Origin of the sequence: Paraburkholderia bryophila, from assembly GCF_003269035.1 — a bacterium.
GTDB classification, from domain to species: Bacteria; Pseudomonadota; Gammaproteobacteria; order Burkholderiales; family Burkholderiaceae; genus Paraburkholderia; species Paraburkholderia bryophila.
Window position 1 is genome coordinate 244,949 of record NZ_QLTK01000004.1, and the last position, 18,833, is coordinate 263,781.

Here is an 18,833-nt window from a genome sequence, read left to right on the forward strand (position 1 = left end):
TGGCCGAGAGAAGCGACCGGCCGCGAATGAGCGGCCAGACTCTCCGGGCGTTGCGCCCGGAGCTGTTCGCCAAACTGATTACCAGACGCTTTCCGACAGCGCCGCGATTCGCGGCACCGCCTCGAACGGAAAGCTCATCAACACGCGCAAACCACGACCGCCGTGGTTGCCGAGCTCCCACTCCCCGCCCGCCCGCCGCACCAGCCGCTCGACGATCGCGAGCCCCAGCCCGCTATGACCGTTGCCGCCGCGCGCGGGATCGAGCCGCACGAACGGCCGGCTGGCATTGATCAGGTCTTGTGCGGCGATACCGCCGCCGCTGTCGCTGACCGATAGCGTGTAGCCTTGCGCGGTTCGCGCAGTAGCAACGACGATCGGCGGCGCGCCATACGCATGCGCGTTATCGAGCAGGTTCGACAGAATCCGGTCGAGTGTGGCAGCCGGCAGCAGGAATGCCGGCCCCGCCTGCAACTCGGTCTGCACGGCGGGCGCGCCGCCCGCCACCGCGCGATAGCTGCGCACCACGCGCTCGCATTGCGCGTCGACCTCGACGGCTTCGCTGCGATCGGCGCCGTCGTGCGCGAACACCAGGAACTGCTCGACGATATGTGTCATCGAATCGACGTCGCGGACCACGCCGTCGCGCATCTTCACTTCTTCCATCATTTCGGCGCGCAGCCGCAAACGCGCCAGCGGCGTTTTAAGGTCGTGCGCGACGCCGGCCAGCATCACCGCGCGATCGTTTTCCGTGCGCGCCACTTCCTGCACCATCTGGTTGAAACCGTGGGTCAATTGCCGCAACTCGCGCGGGCCACGCTCCGGCACCGGCGGCACCGGCAAGCCGCGGCCGAAACGCGCCACCGCCTGGGCTAGCGAGCGCAACGGACGCTGCAAGGCCCACGCCGCGAACAGCGCCGCCATGACGGCAAACGAGAAAATGATCGCGAGCCACAGCATGGTGCGGTCGAGCGAGCGCGGCGGACGCAACGGCTGCACCGGCACCACGATCCAGTCGGCGTCGGACACGCCACGCACCCACAGCGTGGGCGGCCGGCCCGGCTCGCCGACCCGCACCTGGGTGCCGGGCGGCATGCGGTCGCGCGCGTCTTCGATAAAGCGTTCGAGCGGCGCCGGCATGGCGGTTCGCTCCGCCGGAACGTCCGGGCTGGACGGGTCGACCAGCTTCACACGCGACGGCAACGGCTGATCCGGCGTACGCGCGACGTGCTGACGCACCGCGTCGACGAGGAACACGGCTTCTTCCACCGCGTAGCGTGTCTGCAATTGACTGCGCTCCAGGCGCATCAGCGCGAACCACGCGAAATGCGACAGGAGAAGGACCGCGACGACTAGCAGCGCCAGCCGTCCGAAGAGCGAATCAATGGGCCGACGCATGCTGTTCGCCATCCGGCACGAACACGTAACCACGGCCGCGCACCGTTTGAATGAAGCGCGGCGTGGACGGATCGGTTTCGAGAATGCGCCGCAGACGCCATACCTGCACGTCGATGCCGCGGTCGGTGCCGTCGTATTCCGGACCGTGCAGCAGTTCGAGCAGGCGTTCGCGCGTCAGCGTGCGCATGGGGTGATTGACAAAAATCTTGAGCAGCGCGAATTCGCTGCCGGACAGCGTCAGCGGTTTGTCTTCCAGATTCAGCGTGCGCGACTGGAAGTCGAGCGTGAAGCGGCCGAAGTTGAACGGCTCGCGCTGTTCCGGCGCGGCCGCCGACGGCAACGTGCGGCGCCGCCGCAGCACCGCCTGCACACGCGCCAGCAACTCGCGCGGGTTGAACGGCTTGCCGAGGTAGTCGTCGGCGCCGAGTTCCAGGCCGACGATCCGGTCGACGTCGTCGGCGCGCGCGGTGAGCATGATGACGGGGATGTCGTCGCCCGACGCGCGCAGCTTGCGCAGCGCGGTCAAACCATCGACACCCGGCATCATCAGATCGAGCACGATCAGGTCCGGGCGCTCGCGCTCGAGCCTGCGCTCGAGCGAGCCCGCGTCGTGCAGCACCGAGACCTCGATGCCCTGACGGGCCAGATAGTCGCGCAGCAGATCACGCAATTCGACATCGTCGTCGACAACCAGTATTTGAGTAGCCATGGATGGAGTTTAACGCGCAGCTGAAAGGGTTTTCGTTTCCGGACGGCCTTCAAGGGTTACCGGGTGTTACGGTGAAAGCCACCCGTAATGACCCGTAATAGCCGGATCGAGCCACGTAACACAGCGCACGACGCAGTTCTCTACGCTGTGACTTACCGAATGCAGGCCGTCCACGTTATCGGTTGCATCGTCGGCTATTCCATTACAAGGAGCCTTACATGTCCACCAAAAAGATGTCGCGCGTTCTCGCCGTTGCCGCCACTGCTCTCGCCATCGGCGCGGGTGCGGCCTATGCCGCCCAACCCGCCGGTCACGGCGGCCCCGGCGGTTGGCACGGCGGGTTCATGAAGCAACTCACGCAGCTGCACGACCAGTTGAAGCTCAACGCGGATCAGGAAAAGCAGTGGCAAGCCGCGCTCAACACGATGAAGCAGAACCATGAAGCCATGCGCGCCAACCATGAACAGATCAAGGATCAGTTCAAGGCCGCGCAGCAACAACCCATCCTGGATCTGAGCGCGATGGCCGCCGCGCATCAGCAGGTCGAGCAGAAAGACGCGCAACTGCGCCAGCAAACCACCGACGCCTGGCTGTCGTTCTATAACGGCCTGAACGACCAGCAGAAGACCACCGTCAGCACGGCGCTGAAGCAGCGCTTTGCCAAAATGGAAGCGCGTCACGACAAGATGCGCGAACGTTGGGAACATCACAAGGGCGCAGCGTCGGCGCCGGCTGCGAATCAGTAATGCGCGGCAGCGCAGGCGGAAGGTGGCGGCTGCAGTCGCCTTCCGCAAACAGAAACGCCACGGAAATTTCCGTGGCGTTTCTGTTTGCAAGGCGCTCGCGCGGCGCACCGCAGGGGCGGGCGACCGATCGCCCGACCATCATCCGTTCAGCGTTCCGAGATCGAACAGCAGCACTTCCGCGTCTACCCCCTTCTCCAGCGTCACCGAGTCGATTTCGCTGAGCTTGGCCGCGTCACCCGCACGAAGCGCCTCGCCGTTCACCGTCAGCGCGCCGCGCGCGACATGCACGTACGCGAGACGCCCCGCCGGCAACGTCAACGTGGCCCGTTCCGCACCGTCGATCAGCGCCGCGTAAATCGACGCGTCCGCGTGGATCGTCACCGAACCATCACGGCCATCGGGCGAGGCGACGACGCGCAGACGGCCGCGCTTGTCGGCGTCGACGAAACGTTTTTCCTCGTAGCTGGGGACGTCGCCCGTGCGTTGCGGAACCACCCATATCTGCAACAGATGCGCTTCGTCCTCCTGCGACGCGTTGTACTCGCTGTGCTGCACGCCCGTGCCGGCGCTCATGCGCTGCACGTCGCCCGGACGGATGGTCGAGCCGTTGCCCATGCTGTCGCGGTGTGCCAGCGCGCCGTCCAGCACATACGTGACGATTTCCATATCGCGATGGCCATGCGTGCCGAAGCCCTGACCACCGGCAATGCGGTCTTCGTTGATCACTCGCAGCGGGCCGAAATGGACGTGCTGCGGATCGCGATAGTCCGCGAAAGAGAAGCTGTGATACGAGTCGAGCCAGCCGTGGTTGGCATGGCCGCGTTCTTCGGAACGGCGGATCTCGATCATGGAAAGACTCCCGGTGAGTGATTGGCGATGTACTGAATGTAGGGGCGCACGGCCCGCTACACAATCGGCGCAGGCGCACCGGATCGTTCCACAAATCCATGCAATCGAAGGCCGGTGGCGGTTTAAGCCGGCCGCGCCGCGCGACGTCGCGCTCGCACAACGCATGGCTCGCCGGGTGGCCGCCCCCGGACGCGCCACACTGGCGCCACGTCCCCGTTCGGGTAAAATACCGCCCTTTTCGAGACACGTGGGCGCCGAAGACACGCCGGTCGGCCCTGACAGCCGCGCCGCAACGGCATGTCACCCCGCACCGCCCCCGCCGCCCCGTCTGAAAACGCAGCCCGCGAAGCGCCGCGCCGATCCCGCGCGGCGCGACAATTTTGACCGCCTAGAATAGCGACGGCCGGCCGCGAGCCGGCGTTCGTCGAGATCGAAGCACCACGACGACCTGTTTGATCCAGGAGAAACATGAAGAAGTTCGCACTGTGCGTGGCGCTTGCGGTCATGGCCACCAGCGCGACGGCGAAGGAATGGAAGACCGTGCGCATCGGCGTCGACGCCAGCTATCCGCCGTTCGAATCGGTGGCGCCGAGCGGCCAGGTGGTCGGCTTCGACGCCGATCTGACGCAGGCGCTGTGCGCGCGGATGAATGTCAGGTGCGTGTGGATCCAGCAGGATCTCGACGGCATCATTCCGGCGTTGAAGGGCAAGAAATACGATGCGATCGTGTCGTCGCTAACCGTCACGGACAAGCGCCGCGAGCAGATCGACTTCTCCGACAAGCTGTTCGACGCGCCCGCCCGCATGATCGCCAAAGCCGGCTCACCGCTGCTGCCGACGCCTGAATCGCTGAAGGGCAAACGGGTCGGCGTCGAACAGGGTTCGACTCAGGAAGCGTACGCCAAAGCGTGGTGGGAACCGAAAGGCGTGACCGTGGTGCCCTATCAGAACCAGGATCAGGTATACGCCGACCTCGCCTCGGGTCGCCTCGACGCGACGCTGCAAGACGAAATCCAGGCCGACGCGGGCTTCCTCAAGACGCCGCGCGGCAAGGGCTTTGCCTGGGCCGGCCCGGACGTGAAGGACCCGAAGACGATCGGCGAAGGCACCGCCATCGGTCTGCGCAAGGAAGATACCGAGTTGAAGGCGATGTTCAACAAGGCGCTGGCGCAGGTTCACCAGGACGGCACGTTCAGGAAGCTGGAGAAGCAGTACTTCGACGTCGACATTTATCCCGGGCGCTGAGCCGGGCTTCGTAATACAGTCGGCGAGCCCGGATCGGGCAGTCGTCAGGCAGTCGCTTCACCCGCAGTAGCTTCACAGGCAGTTTTCATCACGAGAGTCGAAAAGCGCGCTGCACGTCCGGCAACGGCCGTGCAGTCATGATTTGCACAGCGGTGCGCTGCGCGCCGCCGGTCGCGGCGAGCTTCGGGCTCGCGGCAAACGCGGTGCGGAGCTGACCGCGTCTTTCGCGGTGTGTCACAAGCACATCGTCAAGGACCCCCTATGTACCTTCAAGGCTACGGCCCGCTGCTTCTTAACGGCACCTGGCAAACCGTCAAACTGGCGGTGTTGTCGCTGGCGTTCGCTTTTGTGCTGGGCCTGCTCGGCGCGGCGGCGAAACTGTCCAGGAACCGCTTCTCCCAGGGCGTCGGCACCGTCTACACGACGCTCGTGCGCGGCGTGCCCGATCTGGTGCTGATGCTTCTGCTGTTCTATAGCATCCAGATCTGGCTGAACAACCTCACCGACCTGCTCGGCTGGGATCAGATCGACATCGATCCGTTCGTGGCCGGTGTCGCGGTGCTCGGCTTCATTTACGGCGCGTACTTCACCGAGACCTTCCGCGGCGCATTTCTCGCCGTGCCGCGCGGCCAGCTCGAAGCGGGCGCGGCCTACGGCATGACCGGCTGGCAGGTATTCACGCGCGTCATGTTCCCGCAGATGATGCGCTTCGCGCTGCCCGGCATCGGCAATAACTGGCAGGTGATGGTCAAGGCCACCGCGCTGGTGTCCATCATCGGTCTCGCGGACGTCGTCAAGGCGTCGCAGGACGCCGGCAAGGGCACGCTACGGTTCTTCTTCTTCACCCTGCTCGCCGGGGCGATCTATCTGGTCATCACCACAGTGTCCAACTTCGTGCTGATGTACCTCGAAAAACGTTACTCGACCGGCGTGCGAAAGGCGGATCTATGATCGAGATCATTCAGGAATACTGGCGCAACTATCTCTACACCGACGGCTACCGCCTCACCGGCGTGGCGATCACGTTGTGGCTGCTGGTGGTGTCGATCGGGCTCGGCTTCTGCCTGTCGATCCCGCTCGCGGTAGCGCGCGTGTCGAAGAAAAAGTGGCTGCGCGGCAGCGTCTGGCTCTATACGTACGTGTTCCGCGGCACACCGTTGTACGTGCAACTACTGCTCTGCTACACGGGCCTGTATAGCCTCGAGATCGTGCGCAGTCACGAACTCACCAACGCGTTCTTCCGCGACGGCATGCATTGCACGCTGCTCGCCTTCACGCTGAACACCTGCGCGTACACCACCGAGATTTTCGCCGGCGCGATCAAGGCGACGCCCTATGGCGAGATCGAAGCGGCGCGCGCGTACGGCATGTCGTCGTTCACGCTGTATCGGCGCGTGATTTTGCCGTCGGCGCTGCGCCGCGCGTTGCCGTACTACAGCAACGAAGTGATCCTGATGCTGCACGCCACCACCGTCGCCTTCACCGCGACCGTGCCGGACATCCTCAAGATCGCGCGCGACGTGAACTCCGCGACGTATCAGTCGTTCAACGCATTCGGCCTCGCCGCCCTGCTCTATCTGTGCATTTCTTTCGCGCTCGTGTGGCTGTTCCGCCGCGCCGAGCACCGCTGGCTCGCTTATTTGCGGCCGCAAGGCAAGTAACCCGAGGCACCGCGCCTTCAGCCAGCACGCCCAAGGACCCTGATGAACACCAAGAAGCAGAAGCTCTTCGTCGACGAGCTTCACAAACAGTACGGCGACAACGAAGTCCTCAAGGGCGTGTCGCTGAAGGCCAATGCCGGCGACGTGATCAGCGTGATCGGCTCGTCCGGTTCCGGCAAGAGCACGATGCTCCGCTGCATCAACTTTCTCGAGCAGCCGAACTCGGGCCGCATCTTCGTCGACGGCGAGGAAGTGCGCACGCAGATCGGCAAGAACGGCGCGCTGCGCGTGTCCGACCCGAAGCAGTTGCAGCGCGTGCGCACCCGTCTGTCGATGGTGTTCCAGCACTTCAACCTGTGGTCGCACATGAACGTGCTCGAGAACATCATCGAAGCGCCGGTCAACGTGCTGGGCCTCAAGCGCAAGGAAGCCGAGGAACGCGCCCGCGAGTACCTGGAGAAAGTGGGTCTCGCGCCGCGCCTGGAGAAGCAGTACCCGTCGCATCTGTCGGGCGGCCAGCAGCAGCGTGTGGCGATTGCGCGGGCGCTGGCCATGCATCCGGACGTGATGCTGTTCGACGAGCCGACCTCCGCGCTCGATCCCGAACTGGTCGGCGAAGTGCTCAAGGTGATGCAGACGCTCGCCGAAGAAGGCCGCACGATGATCGTCGTGACACACGAAATGGCGTTCGCCCGCAACGTCTCGAATCACGTGATGTTCCTGCACCAGGGACGCGTGGAAGAAGAAGGCCACCCGGACGAGGTGTTCAAAAACACCCGCAGCGAACGTCTCAAACAGTTCCTGTCCGGCAGCCTCAAATAAGCACGGTTATATAGCCCATCATTTGGGCTGTAGTCAAAGTAGCATTACAGGGCGCTTACGAGCGCCCTTTTTGTTTCGCTGAACTGCGTATTCGGGCTGTTTTGGCCACGAAAACTCGTCTCCCGCCCATCCCCCGCCCCCTGTTTCCGCCTTACTCCGCTGCTTTTCAAGCGTCAATAGTGGCAATCCTTAACGTTACTGCCACCGATCCGTGATTCCCTTATCGCATAAGGGTTTCCGCGTTTTTCGAAGCTGTTGCAAAGGGTCATTGCGCACATTCTTATTGCAATTTGGAGACATCGATCATGGCGGGTACCAATTTCTTCTCCCAGCGAAGGGTATTTTTGATAAATTAGTAACCAAAGTAGCAAAACAAAGTTGATTAAAAGTAGTTTTACTTCAAAGCACAGAGGAGAACCGGTCGGCGAGGGATCGGCATGACGACCAGATAGCCCCCAGGCTACACGTCACGGCAGGAGACCCAATCCACCCGCTAATCTCCCTGGTACCGATTTCTGTTCGGCTCGCTTGCGTCCGAACACCATTCGCAGTACTGGGTTTCACTATTTGACAGGGTATGGAGGAGAAGATGAAGAAAGCTTTGCTCGCCGCGGCGCTGATGTCGGCCGGTGTTATTGCGCACGCCCAAAGCAGCGTCACGCTGTACGGCCGCCTGGATGCAGGCCTGGAGTACATCAGCGGCCTGTCGAACGGCAATGGCGGATCGACGAACCGTTTCAAGGCAGAAAGCGGCGACTGGGGTACCAGCCTGTGGGGTATGAAGGGCGTTGAGGACATCGGTGGCGGCAACAAGGTTCTGTTCCAGTTGGAAGGCTCCTTCAACACCATGACCGGCGCAGGCCCTGGCGGTGGCGGTCTCTTCAATCGTTGGGCGACGGTCGGTCTGTCGAACGACGCGTACGGTACCTTCACGATGGGCCGTATGCTGTACATCTCGAACGGCGTGTGGGACTTCGACCCGTTCGGTCAATCGAACTGGTCGTCGGCGTCGCTGGTGCGTGGCCGCAACTGGCCGCAATCGAGCAACAACTTCGCGTACCAGTCGCCGAAGATCGCGGGCTTTGACTTCTACGGTCAATACGCGCTGTCGAACGCAACGAGCTGGAACGGTAACGGCACGACGGCCCAAGGTCGCGAAGCCGGTGCACAGATCACCTACACGTCCTCGCTGTTCCAGTTGCGCGGCATGTACGACGAAATCCGCAACCCGGCCAACGGCAGCTTGGGCGACCCGTTCAACTTCTCGCGTGAATACACGGGCGCAGCCAACATTTTCCTCGGCCAGTTCAAGATTCAAGGCGCGTTCCAGGCAGTGCGCACGGCTGGCGTGACTGGCGCGGCATACGGCACGCCGACCACCCTCGATCACGAATGGGGCGGTGTGACGTGGCAAGCTACGCCGGCAGCTGCGCTTATCGGTGCGGTCTATCACGTGAACGCCAACAACGGCGGTGGCAACGCAACGATCTACACGCTGGGCGGTTCGTACAACCTGTCCAAGCGGACGCTGCTGGACATCCAGGTCGCGACCGTGCGTAACAGCAAGACCGCCAACTTCGGTCTCGAAGCGAACTCGGCAGGCGCAGGCGGCCCGACGACGGGCGGCGGCTTCAACGACAACCCGCTGCCGGGTCACCAGCAGTCGGGCGTGTACGCAGGTATTCAACACTCGTTCTAAGCGAACGGTAGCCCCGGGGGATTTCCTCGGGGCGCTTCCCAGAGACTTTCTCCGGGGCAGAGTCAGACAGTCTTCAAGCGAATCTTTTTCACGCTGCTGCGAGAGGCGCGTATCGGTGCGATGTCCGCAGGGGTATCGCACCGTTTTTTATTTCTGAGCACGGTTTTACGTCAGACCCGGCGCACCGGCGCGGTGCATTCGTGGACCGTGTTGCCGTGCCGTGCCGCTCCGATGCCGCATAACCGTGCCGCGTGGCGGGCCAACGATCCCCGCGCGCCCGATCCTTCGCTCGAAGTCGCGAAGTCGAACGCCGGTTCAAACCGCCGCTTCGTTTTCCTCGCCGGTGCGAATCCGGATCACACGCTCCACGTCCGCGACAAAAATCTTGCCGTCGCCGATCTTGCCAGTGCGCGCCGCGCCGATGATCGCGTCGATCACCTGGTCGCACTGATTGTCCGCGACCACGACTTCGATCTTCACTTTCGGCAGAAAGTCCACCACGTACTCTGCACCACGATAGAGCTCGGTATGACCTTTCTGACGGCCGAAGCCTTTGACCTCGGTCACGGTCAGACCCGTGAGGCCGACTTCAGCGAGCGCCTCGCGCACTTCGTCGAGTTTGAACGGTTTGATGACTGCGGTGATGCGCTTCATGGCGAACCTCGTCTCGTGATGGGAAGAATGAAAGGGAATTAGATGATTTTTATTCTACGCCGCGCCGGATGCGTTGCGGCAATCCGGCGCGTGCTTCGGGCCCGGTGCGGGTACAAGCGAGCGGTGAGGGTTCGCTACCGCTCACTCCACCGGTTCGGTGTAGCGTGACGTGATCGGATAACGCCAGTCGCGGCCGAACGCGCGATGCGTGACGCGAATGCCGATCGGCGCCTGGCGCCGCTTGTACTCGTTGATCTTGATCAGCCGCGTGACGCGCTTGACGTCCTCCACCGCATAGCCCGCGGCGATGATTTCGGCGAGCGAGCGGTCCTCTTCCATGTACATGCGCATGATCGCGTCGAGCACGTCGTACTCGGGCAGGCTGTCCTGATCGGTCTGGTTCTCGCGCAGCTCCGCCGACGGCGCGCGCGTCAGAATCCGCTCGGGAATCACGTCGCGCTTCGTGAACGTGGTGGCCTGGTTGCGGTAGTGGCACAGCCTGTAGACCAGCGTCTTGGCAATGTCTTTGATCACCGCGAAGCCGCCGGCCATGTCGCCGTACAACGTGCAGTAGCCCACCGCCATCTCGCTCTTGTTGCCGGTGGTCAGCACGATCGAACCGAACTTGTTCGACAGCGCCATCAGCAACGTGCCGCGAATGCGGGCCTGGATGTTTTCTTCGGTGGCGTCTTCCGCGCGGCCGGCGAACTCCCCGGCGAGCGCGCCGCGGAACGCGTCGAACATCGGCGCGATCGCGATTTCGTCGTAGCGCACGCCGACGCGGCGCGCCATCTCGGCGGCGTCGGTCGTGGAGATATCCGCCGTGTAGCGTGACGGCATCATCACCGCGCGCACCCGGTCGGCGCCGAGCGCGTCGCACGCAACGGCCAGCACCAGCGCCGAATCCACCCCGCCCGACAAGCCGATCAACGCGCCCGGGAAACCATTCTTGTCGATGTAATCACGCACGCCCATGACGAGCGCGGCATACACCTGCGCTTCGAGCGACAGCTCCGGTGCGATCGCCGTGACCGCCGTGTTCAACGGCCGGCCGCTTTCGAATTCGACGATCGCGGTCGCCTCTTCGAACTGCGCCATCCTGGCCACCAACGCGCCGTCAGCATCGAGCACGAACGAGCCGCCGTCGAACACCAGTTCGTCCTGCGCGCCGACCATGTTCACGTAGACCATCGGCAAGCCGGTTTCGCGAATCCGCGCGCGCAGAATGTCGAAGCGCACCGCTTCCTTGTTCAGGTGATACGGCGAGCCGTTCGGAATCAGCAGCACCTGCGCGCCGGCCGCCTTCGCCATTTGCGCCGCCGACGCATGCCACGCGTCTTCGCAGATCACCACGCCGTACTTCACGCCGTCCAGTTCGAACACGAACGGCTGCGGGTCCGAGGCGAAGTAGCGCTTCTCGTCGAACACCTCGGTATTGGGCAGATCCTGTTTGCGATAGGTGCCGACCACCTCTCCGCCGACGATCAGCGAAGCCGCGTTGAACGTATCGACCGGCGGCACGCCGCGCTCGATCGGCGCGTTTGCATTACCATGGCCGTGCGCTCCGCTGTGAGCCACCTCACGCAGCGGATGGCCGACCAGCACATGCAAGCCGGCAAACGGCTTCAACTGCGTGGCCAGATCGGCCAGCGCCTCGGCGCTGGCGGTATAGAACGCGGGACGCAGCAGCAGATCTTCGGGCGGATAGCCCGATAGCGCGAGTTCAGGCGCGATCAGCAGCTTCGCACCACCGTTGTGCGCGGCGCGCGCGGCAGCGACAATCTTCGCGACGTTGCCGGCGAAGTCGCCGACAGTGACATTGATTTGAGCAAGAGCGATTCGGGTCTTCATGGCAGGATCGACAGGCAAGCCGGACGGCTTGCGAGTACCGCGGCTGGTCGGCTCGACGGCAACGGACAAATCGGATAAACGAACGGCGTAGTGCACGAGCACCGCGCGGTTCATTGGGAACAGTCACACAGATTGAACCAGGAACGCTTTGATTATCGCACGGGCATTCTGGCGTCGCCCTCCGAGGTAGACGCCGCTGAATGGAACGCGCTACTCGCGCAACAATCGCAACCCACGCCGTTTCTGCGGCACGAGTTTTTGAGCGCGCTGCACGCGACCCGCTGCGCGGTCGCCGATACCGGCTGGGCGCCGCAATTCGTCACGCTCACCGACCCGCGCACCGACAAGCTCGCGGCGGCCGCGCCGGTGTATCTGAAGGGACACTCGTACGGCGAGTATGTGTTCGACTGGGCGTGGGCCGACGCCTACAAACGCAACGGCTTGCCGTATTACCCGAAGCTGCTGTGCGCGGTGCCGTTCACGCCGGTGCAGGGCAACCGGCTGTTGTCGGCGGATCCGCATGCGTTGCGGCATCTCGCGGCCACCTTGATGGCGTTCGCCGAGCAGGCGGACGTCTCCTCCTTGCACGTGCTGTTTCCCACTGAAGCGGAAGGCGCCGCGCTGACCGGCATGGGCATGATGCAGCGCGAAGGCGTGCAGTTTCACTGGCTGAACGACGGCTATCGCGACTTCGACGATTTCCTGTCGACGCTCGAACAGAAGAAACGCAAGAACATCCGCGCCGAGCGCCGCAAGGTGCAGGAAGCCGGCGTGACGATGCGGCGGATTCGCGGCGAAGACATTCAGGACGCGGACTGGCGCTTCTTCAGCAAGTGCTATCGGCAAACTTATCGCGAGCACTTTTCGAGTCCGTATCTGAACCTCGATTTCTTCCGCATGATCGGCGCGTCGATGCCCGAGAACCTGCTGCTCGTGATCGCCGAATACGAAGGCAAGCCGATCGCCAGTTCGCTCGTGGTGTATCAGCGCGACGCCAGAACCGGCGGCACGCTGTATGGCCGCTACTGGGGCGCGCTCGAACACGTGCCCTGCCTGCACTTCGAAACGGCGTACTACCAGCCGCTGGAGTTCTGCATCGAAGAAAAGCTCGGCGCCTTCGAAGGCGGCGCACAGGGCGAGCACAAGATGGCACGCGGCTTTCTGCCCACGGTCACGCGCTCGGCGCACTGGCTCGCGCATCCGGCCTTCGCCGATGCGGTCGGCCATTTCCTCGACAACGAAAAGAACAGCATCCACGCCTACGTGGATGAGCTGCGCGAACACAATCCGTTCAAAGGCTGAAGCGCATTTATGGCGTGGTTTCTCTATCTGCTGGAATGTTCGGACGGCAGCGTCTATACCGGCATTGCCACCGACGTCCAGGCGCGGTTCGACAAACACGTGAGCGGCATGGGCGCGCGTTATACGCGTTCGCGCAAGCCGGTGCAGGTGCTGGCGTCGTTCGAGCTGGCGGACCGGTCGAGCGCGTCGCGCGCGGAGTATTGGGTCAAGCGGCTGACGGCGCCGGAGAAGCGGGCGTTGGCAGCGGGGGTGCGGACGCTGGAGTCGGTGGTGCCGGTGGTGCCGGTGGTGGAGGTGGCCGAGGCCGTGGAGGACAGCCCGGCGCAGAACGGCGCGTCCTGAAACCACGCGCCCACAAGTCTCTGACTTTATCCCCGTGCTTCCCGCATCCGCTCCGTCAGCAGTCGTTGCATCAACGCGAGCTGCCCCACCGCGTCGGCTTCCAGCGAGGTCAAGCCATCGCGCGCCGGCAGTTCGTGGCGAACCGGTCGCAACGCCCGGTTCAACGCGGCGTCGATCTCCTCGCTCACGCTATCCACCCACACGCCGAGTTCGTCGTGCGTCTGCGCCGAATCGCGACGGTTCGAGCTGAGCCGCAGTTGCGTCGCGGTCCCGGCCATTCTGCGCAACAGGCTGAGCACGGTCAGCGTCACCGTATCGACCATCGAATCCTCAAGCTTTTCCAGCCGGATCCGGCCGACGGCCTCCTCCGCGTTGTTGCTGGAGAGTCCCGCAGCCCGCCGCAAGCGTTCCATGTCCTTATCGCTCTGTCCGGCCGATGTCAGCGCGGCCCGCAGATACGCGAGATTGGCCCGCACCGCGTCGTTCAGAGTCCCACGGTAGTCGGTTTTTTCACGGGTCGGCCACAGATAGAACGTGGCCAGCAGCGCCAGCACGCAGCCGAGCACGTTGTTGCCGAGCCGTGTGAGCGCGTACGCGAATTCGCTGGCGCCCGGCGTCGCGAAATCGGCGACCAGCACGAAGGTCGGCGTCAGGAACAGCACGAACAGGCTATAGCTGACCGGACGCAGCGCCATGGTCGCCATCACCAGCGGAAACACCGCGAGCGAAATGCCGAGCGGCGAATGAATCGCGTAACCGATTCCCGCCGCCAGCACGCCACCGACGATACTGCCCGCCACCCGCTCGATACTGCGCGGCCAGGTCGCGGCGATCGACGGTTGCAGGATCAGCAGCGTCGCCATGGTGGCCCAGTAGCCGAACGGCAAACCGAGCGCGCGAATCACGAGAAAACCCGCTGTGGTCGTCACGCCCACGCGCGCCGCGTGACGCAAGCCGACCGATTCGATCGACAGGTTCGCTTTGAGCGTCGCCACGATCCATCTCCACAGCCGCAGCGCGCTGGCCTGCCAGGTTTCGGGCTCGGCGAAGGCCGGCGCGAAATCGACCAGTTCGAAGCCGGACTTCAGCTTCACCGGTTCCAGCAAGGCGGTTTCGAGCCGCCCGGCCAGACGCCGCAAGCGTAGCTGCAAACGGGCAAGGTGCTGCCATTGCGCGTCGCCCGCTGCCGTGCCGGTGCCGCGCAGAACGCTGCCGATCGCCGTCAGCAATCGGGCCGCGCGGCGCACGCGCCATGCGTCGTCCGGCACGCGTTCGCACGCGCCCGACACGGCGATCAGATAGGCGAACAAGGCTTCGCCGTCGGTCAGCAAGGCGAGCAGCGCGTCGTAGGTGTCGCGCCCGCCGGTTCGGGAGGCCGGCACCTTCGCGAGGATCTTGCGCGAGCGTTCGAGTGCGGCGCGCGCGTCGGCGCGGAATTTCGCGGCATGCGTGGCCCATTCGCTCGGCGGCGCATGGTGTTCGAGCAGGCGCGCGCTATCCAGCGCGATGTCGGCCAGCCGCAGATACACCGTGCGCAGCGACGCGCGGCTCGCCCCGAACGGATGAATCCGCCAGACAGTCAGGCTCAACACGACCGCGAACAGGCAGCCGAGCAGATAGACGCCGAGAAACGCGAGGCCGGCGCGCCGGTCGTGCATCGGCCGGTCGACCATCACGACGCAAGCGGTCGCCGCCAGAATCGTCACTTGCGAGGCGGCCGCGCCCCAGATCCGGCCGAACGCCCCGAGGCTGGTGAACAGCAGCAGCGCGATGGCCGCGCACAGCGTGCCCGCGCTGGAGGCGAGCGCGGTAAGACCACCGGCCAGCGTGGAGAGCAGCGCGAAGCCCAGCATCGAAGCGAAGCGCGCGCGGTTGGTGCCGCCGGCGTCGGCGAGGCAGGTCCAGAACGCGCCGATCGCCGCCCACGCGAACGCCGGTTCATGCAGCAGATTGCCGAGCGCGAGCATCGCGGTCGACGCGCAAGCCGCCCTCAAACCCTCCGACAGACTGGCCTCGCTGGTCGCGAACGACACCATCCACACCGGCCGCTGGCGGTAGATCGCGGTACCGACAGCGTAAAGCCCGCTCGACCAGCGTTGCGGCCATGCGGACGACGACGGGTTGGACTTGCGATTCAGCATCCGGACGGTGTGCTCCTAAAAACGCGTAGTGATCTGGCTGACGACGAATGCCGGCAACAACGGCAACAGCGACGGCGACGCCGGCAAGCCGCAAATAATACGGGTTTACACCTAACTATAAAAATGGCTTCGGTTCATCCTGGCGATGCACGCAGGCTATGCAAGCGCCTTATCTGAAACCGTATGCGATCGGCTTGAAAAGCCCATGAAAAAACCGCGCGGCCCTGGCGGGCTCGCGCGGTTTTTTTAAGCTCGGCGCCAGTTGAACGGCCACAACGGACCGATCGACCGGCTGGCAACGGACGATTTACTTCTTGTAGTTCGCCACGCCTTCCGTGATTTCCTTGTGCGCGGCTTCGACGCCGGCCCAGCCCTCGACCTTCACCCACTTGCCCTTCTCGAGCGCCTTGTATTGCTCGAAGAAGTGCTTGATCTGGTCTTTCAGGTACGCCGGAACGTCGTCGATCGACTTCAGGTCGGCGGTCATCGGGCAGATCTTGTCGTGCGCAACGGCAACCAGCTTCGCGTCCACGCCCGATTCGTCGGTCATTTGCAGCATGCCGAGCGCGCGCGCGCGAACCACCGAGCCGGCCAGCAGCGGGAACGGCGTGATCACCAGCACGTCGACCGGGTCGCCGTCGCCCGACAGGGTTTGCGGAATGAAGCCGTAGTTCGCCGGATAGCGCATGCCGGTGCCGATGAAACGGTCGACAACGAGCAGGCCCAAATCCTTGTCGGCCTCGTACTTCACCGGATCGCTTTGCGCCGGGATTTCGATGATGACGTTGAAATCTTGCGGCAGGTCTTTGCCAGCGGGGACGTGATTGAAGCTCATGAGCGTTCTCTGATCAGGATGGAATTCGGAACACGGCGCGCAGTGCGTGCGCCCGGACGGTGCGAAGCGTGACGACTCGGTTCGCCGCTGTTGCCTCCACATCGCCGCGGGCCGCGGCGCTGCGGCCGGACAGTGCGGAATGCGCCATTATAGCCAATCGGCCGATGGCGCCTCGGTCTGGATCGGCGCGATAATCATCCGGCGTAATTCGATTGTGCCTCTCGTTTGTGAACCGCACGTCACCGCCCGCGCTCGCGCGGCGCCGCGTGCCACCTCAAGGAGTCTGCATGGAAGAAGCCCGACACTTCATCGGCGGCGAGTGGCGCGCCGCTTCAGGCGGCGAGACGATCGCCGTGCTCGATCCGTCGGACGGCCAGCCGTTCACGCAACTGGCACGCGGCACCGCGGCGGATATCGAGGCCGCCGTGCAGGCCGCGCGCCGCGCGTTCGAAGGCGCATGGGGCGCGGCGAGCGCCGCCGAACGCGGCCGCGTGCTGTACCGGCTCGCCATGCTGGTCGCGGCTCATCAGGAAGAACTGGCGCAACTCGAAGCACGCGACACCGGCAAGCCGCTCAGGCAGGCACGCGCCGATTCGGCCGCCCTCGCCCGCTATTTCGAGTTCTACGCGGGCGCGGCGGACAAACTGCACGGCGAGACGCTGCCCTATCAAGCCGGCTACACGGTGCTGACGATCCGCGAGCCGCACGGCGTGACCGGCCATATCGTGCCGTGGAATTACCCCATGCAGATCTTCGGCCGCAGCGTCGGCGCGGCGCTCGCCACCGGCAACGCATGCGTCGTCAAACCGGCCGAAGACGCGTGCCTGTCGGTGCTGCGGGTCGCCGAACTGGCGGCCGAAGCAGGCTTGCCGGCCGGCGCGCTGAACATCGTCACCGGTTACGGTCATGAAGCCGGCGCGGCGCTTGCCCGTCATCCGGGCATCGATCACATTTCGTTCACCGGCTCGCCGGAAACCGGCAAGCTGGTCACGCAAATGGCCGCTGACAATCACGTACCGGTCACGCTCGAACTCGGCGGCAAGTCGCCGCAAATCGTGTTCGCCGACGCCGATCTCGACGCGGCGCTGCCCGTGCTGGTGTCGGCGATCGTGCAGAACGCCGGGCAAACCTGCTCGGCGGGCAGCCGCGTGCTGATCGAGCGCGCCATTTACGAGCCTTTGCTCGACCGCCTGAGCGGCGCGTTTCACGCGCTGCGGGTCGGCCCTTCGCAGGCCGACCTCGACTGCGGGCCGCTGATCAACGCGAAGCAACAGCAGCGCGTGTGGGACTTTCTGTCGGACGCCCAGCACGACGGCATTGCCATGGCGGCGCAAGGCGAAGTGATTGCCGACGCGCCGGAAAGCGGCTTTTACCAGGCGCCCACGCTGCTGCGCGACGTGCCCGCGAGCCACCGCCTCGCGCGCGACGAAGTGTTCGGTCCGGTGCTCGCCGCGATGTCCTTCACCGACGAAGACGAAGCGCTGGCGCTCGCCAACGGCACGCAATACGGCCTCGTGGCCGGCATCTGGACACGCGACGGCGCGCGCCAGATGCGTCTCGCGCGACGCCTGCGCGCCGGCCAGGTGTTCATCAACAACTACGGCGCGGGCGGCGGTGTGGAATTGCCGTTCGGCGGCGTCAAGCATTCGGGGCACGGCCGCGAGAAGGGCTTCGAAGCGCTGTACGGTTTCACGGTGCTGAAGACCATCGCGATCCGGCACGGGTAGCGCTCGGCGCTCGGCGCTCGGCAGTTGCTCCGCGTTCCAGCCAGGCGGCGAATTGATTGCAGTCACAACCAACAACGGAGACATCATGCGGTTGACAGGTAAAACGGCCATCGTCACGGGTGGCGGCTCGGGTTTCGGCGAAGGTATTGCAAAGACCTACGCGCGCGAAGGCGCCAACGTCGTGGTCAACGATCTGAACGGCGCTGCCGCGGAGCGCGTGGCGAGCGAAATCGCGCTGGCCGGCGGCCGCGCCATCGCGGTGGCGGGCAACGTCGCGCAGCGCGACGACTGGCAGAAGCTGCGCGAGGCCGCGCTCGATGACTTCGGCAGCGTGCAGATCGTGGTCAACAACGCCGGCACGACGCATCGCAACAAACCCGTGATGGAAGTCACCGAAGCCGAGTTCGATCGCGTCTATGCGGTGAACGTCAAAAGCATCTACTGGAGCGTGCAGGAATTCGTACCGTATTTCCGCGCGCAAGGCGGCGGCAGCTTCGTCAATATCGCGTCGACGGCGGGCGTGCGGCCGCGGCCGGGTCTCGTCTGGTACAACGGCAGCAAGGGCGCGGTGATCATCGCGAGCAAGTCGCTTGCCGTCGAACTGGGTCCGGACCGGATTCGCGTGAACTGCATCAACCCGGTAATCGGCGAAACGGCGCTGCTGTCGGAATTCATGGGCGTCGAGGATACGCCGGCCAATCGCCAGCGCTTTCTCGCGGGCATTCCGCTCGGGCGCTTTTCGACGCCGCAGGACATCGCCAACGCCGCGCTGTACCTGGCTTCGGACGAAGCCGAGTTCATCACCGGCGTGTGTCTCGAAGTGGACGGCGGCCGCTGTGTGTAGCGCCCGCCTCA

The 18,833-nt window shown here is 64.4% G+C and carries 17 protein-coding genes; 10 read left to right on the forward strand and 7 right to left on the reverse strand.

Features of this window, described 5'->3' with window-relative positions:
• Window positions 1–78: 78 nt before the first annotated feature.
• Window positions 79–1,395, reverse strand: coding sequence for an ATP-binding protein (locus BX591_RS09845; RefSeq protein ID WP_111930678.1), 1,317 nt, complete (start codon window positions 1,393–1,395; stop codon window positions 79–81).
• Window positions 1,379–2,104, reverse strand: a complete 726-nt coding sequence (locus tag BX591_RS09850; protein ID WP_035552258.1) for a response regulator — start codon at window positions 2,102–2,104, stop codon at window positions 1,379–1,381. Before BX591_RS09850 ends, BX591_RS09845 begins: the two co-directional genes overlap by 17 nt.
• 218 nt (window positions 2,105–2,322) lie before the next feature.
• On the opposite strand from BX591_RS09850, the gene BX591_RS09855 reads away from it, so the two are divergent.
• Entirely contained in the window at window positions 2,323–2,850 is a 528-nt protein-coding gene (locus BX591_RS09855) for a periplasmic heavy metal sensor (protein ID WP_111930680.1), read from the forward strand.
• 138 nt (window positions 2,851–2,988) lie between these two features.
• On the opposite strand, the gene BX591_RS09860 is transcribed toward BX591_RS09855, so the two are convergent.
• Entirely contained in the window at window positions 2,989–3,699 is a 711-nt protein-coding gene (locus tag BX591_RS09860; RefSeq protein WP_111930682.1) for a pirin family protein, read from the reverse strand.
• Between the two features lie 468 nt (window positions 3,700–4,167).
• Here BX591_RS09860 and BX591_RS09865 point away from each other — a divergent pair, with 468 nt between their 5' ends.
• From BX591_RS09865 to BX591_RS09885, 5 genes are all read left to right on the forward strand, one after another.
• Window positions 4,168–4,944, forward strand: coding sequence for an ABC transporter substrate-binding protein (locus tag BX591_RS09865; RefSeq protein WP_111930684.1), 777 nt, complete (start codon window positions 4,168–4,170; stop codon window positions 4,942–4,944).
• Between the two features lie 261 nt (window positions 4,945–5,205).
• A complete protein-coding gene (locus BX591_RS09870) occupies window positions 5,206–5,895 on the forward strand; it encodes an ABC transporter permease (protein ID WP_035552272.1) in 690 nt (229 codons plus the stop codon).
• Complete coding sequence (locus tag BX591_RS09875) at window positions 5,892–6,605, forward strand: ABC transporter permease (RefSeq protein WP_111930686.1); 714 nt, start codon at window positions 5,892–5,894, stop codon at window positions 6,603–6,605. Before BX591_RS09870 ends, BX591_RS09875 begins: the two co-directional genes overlap by 4 nt.
• Window positions 6,606–6,647: 42 nt before the next feature.
• Window positions 6,648–7,427, forward strand: coding sequence for an ABC transporter ATP-binding protein (locus tag BX591_RS09880; protein ID WP_105507592.1), 780 nt, complete (start codon window positions 6,648–6,650; stop codon window positions 7,425–7,427).
• Window positions 7,428–8,016: 589 nt separating this feature from the next.
• A complete protein-coding gene (locus BX591_RS09885) occupies window positions 8,017–9,126 on the forward strand; it encodes a porin (protein WP_111930688.1) in 1,110 nt (369 codons plus the stop codon).
• Window positions 9,127–9,441: 315 nt separating this feature from the next.
• Here the strand turns inward: BX591_RS09885 and glnK are convergent, their stop codons facing one another.
• Together glnK and BX591_RS09895 are read right to left on the reverse strand one after the other, a co-directional pair.
• Entirely contained in the window at window positions 9,442–9,780 is a 339-nt protein-coding gene (gene glnK / locus BX591_RS09890) for a P-II family nitrogen regulator (RefSeq protein WP_006048444.1), read from the reverse strand.
• A 141-nt stretch (window positions 9,781–9,921) separates the two neighbouring features.
• On the reverse strand, window positions 9,922–11,631 hold the full coding sequence (locus tag BX591_RS09895; protein WP_111930917.1) for an NAD+ synthase: 1,710 nt from the start codon (window positions 11,629–11,631) through the stop codon (window positions 9,922–9,924).
• 132 nt (window positions 11,632–11,763) lie between these two features.
• Here BX591_RS09895 and BX591_RS09900 point away from each other — a divergent pair, with 132 nt between their 5' ends.
• Together BX591_RS09900 and BX591_RS09905 are read left to right on the forward strand one after the other, a co-directional pair.
• On the forward strand, window positions 11,764–12,933 hold the full coding sequence (locus BX591_RS09900) for a GNAT family N-acetyltransferase (protein WP_111930690.1): 1,170 nt from the start codon (window positions 11,764–11,766) through the stop codon (window positions 12,931–12,933).
• Between the two features lie 9 nt (window positions 12,934–12,942).
• On the forward strand, window positions 12,943–13,275 hold the full coding sequence (locus BX591_RS09905; protein WP_111930692.1) for a GIY-YIG nuclease family protein: 333 nt from the start codon (window positions 12,943–12,945) through the stop codon (window positions 13,273–13,275).
• 26 nt (window positions 13,276–13,301) lie between these two features.
• Here BX591_RS09905 and BX591_RS09910 read toward each other — a convergent pair whose 3' ends face one another.
• Window positions 13,302–15,416 (reverse strand): FUSC family protein, encoded by a 2,115-nt coding sequence (locus tag BX591_RS09910; protein ID WP_111930694.1) that lies wholly within the window; start codon window positions 15,414–15,416, stop codon window positions 13,302–13,304.
• A gap of 307 nt (window positions 15,417–15,723) precedes the next feature.
• On the reverse strand, window positions 15,724–16,251 hold the full coding sequence (gene ppa, locus BX591_RS09915) for an inorganic diphosphatase (RefSeq protein WP_111930696.1): 528 nt from the start codon (window positions 16,249–16,251) through the stop codon (window positions 15,724–15,726).
• Between the two features lie 287 nt (window positions 16,252–16,538).
• Between ppa and BX591_RS09920 the strand changes: the two genes are divergently transcribed.
• Both BX591_RS09920 and BX591_RS09925 read left to right on the forward strand, forming a co-directional pair.
• Window positions 16,539–17,978 carry an aldehyde dehydrogenase family protein gene (locus BX591_RS09920; RefSeq protein WP_111930698.1) on the forward strand — a complete coding sequence of 480 codons (1,440 nt, stop codon included), beginning with the start codon at window positions 16,539–16,541 and terminating at the stop codon, window positions 17,976–17,978.
• Window positions 17,979–18,063: 85 nt separating this feature from the next.
• Window positions 18,064–18,822, forward strand: a complete 759-nt coding sequence (locus BX591_RS09925) for an SDR family oxidoreductase (RefSeq protein ID WP_111930700.1) — start codon at window positions 18,064–18,066, stop codon at window positions 18,820–18,822.
• Window positions 18,823–18,833: the final 11 nt, after the last annotated feature.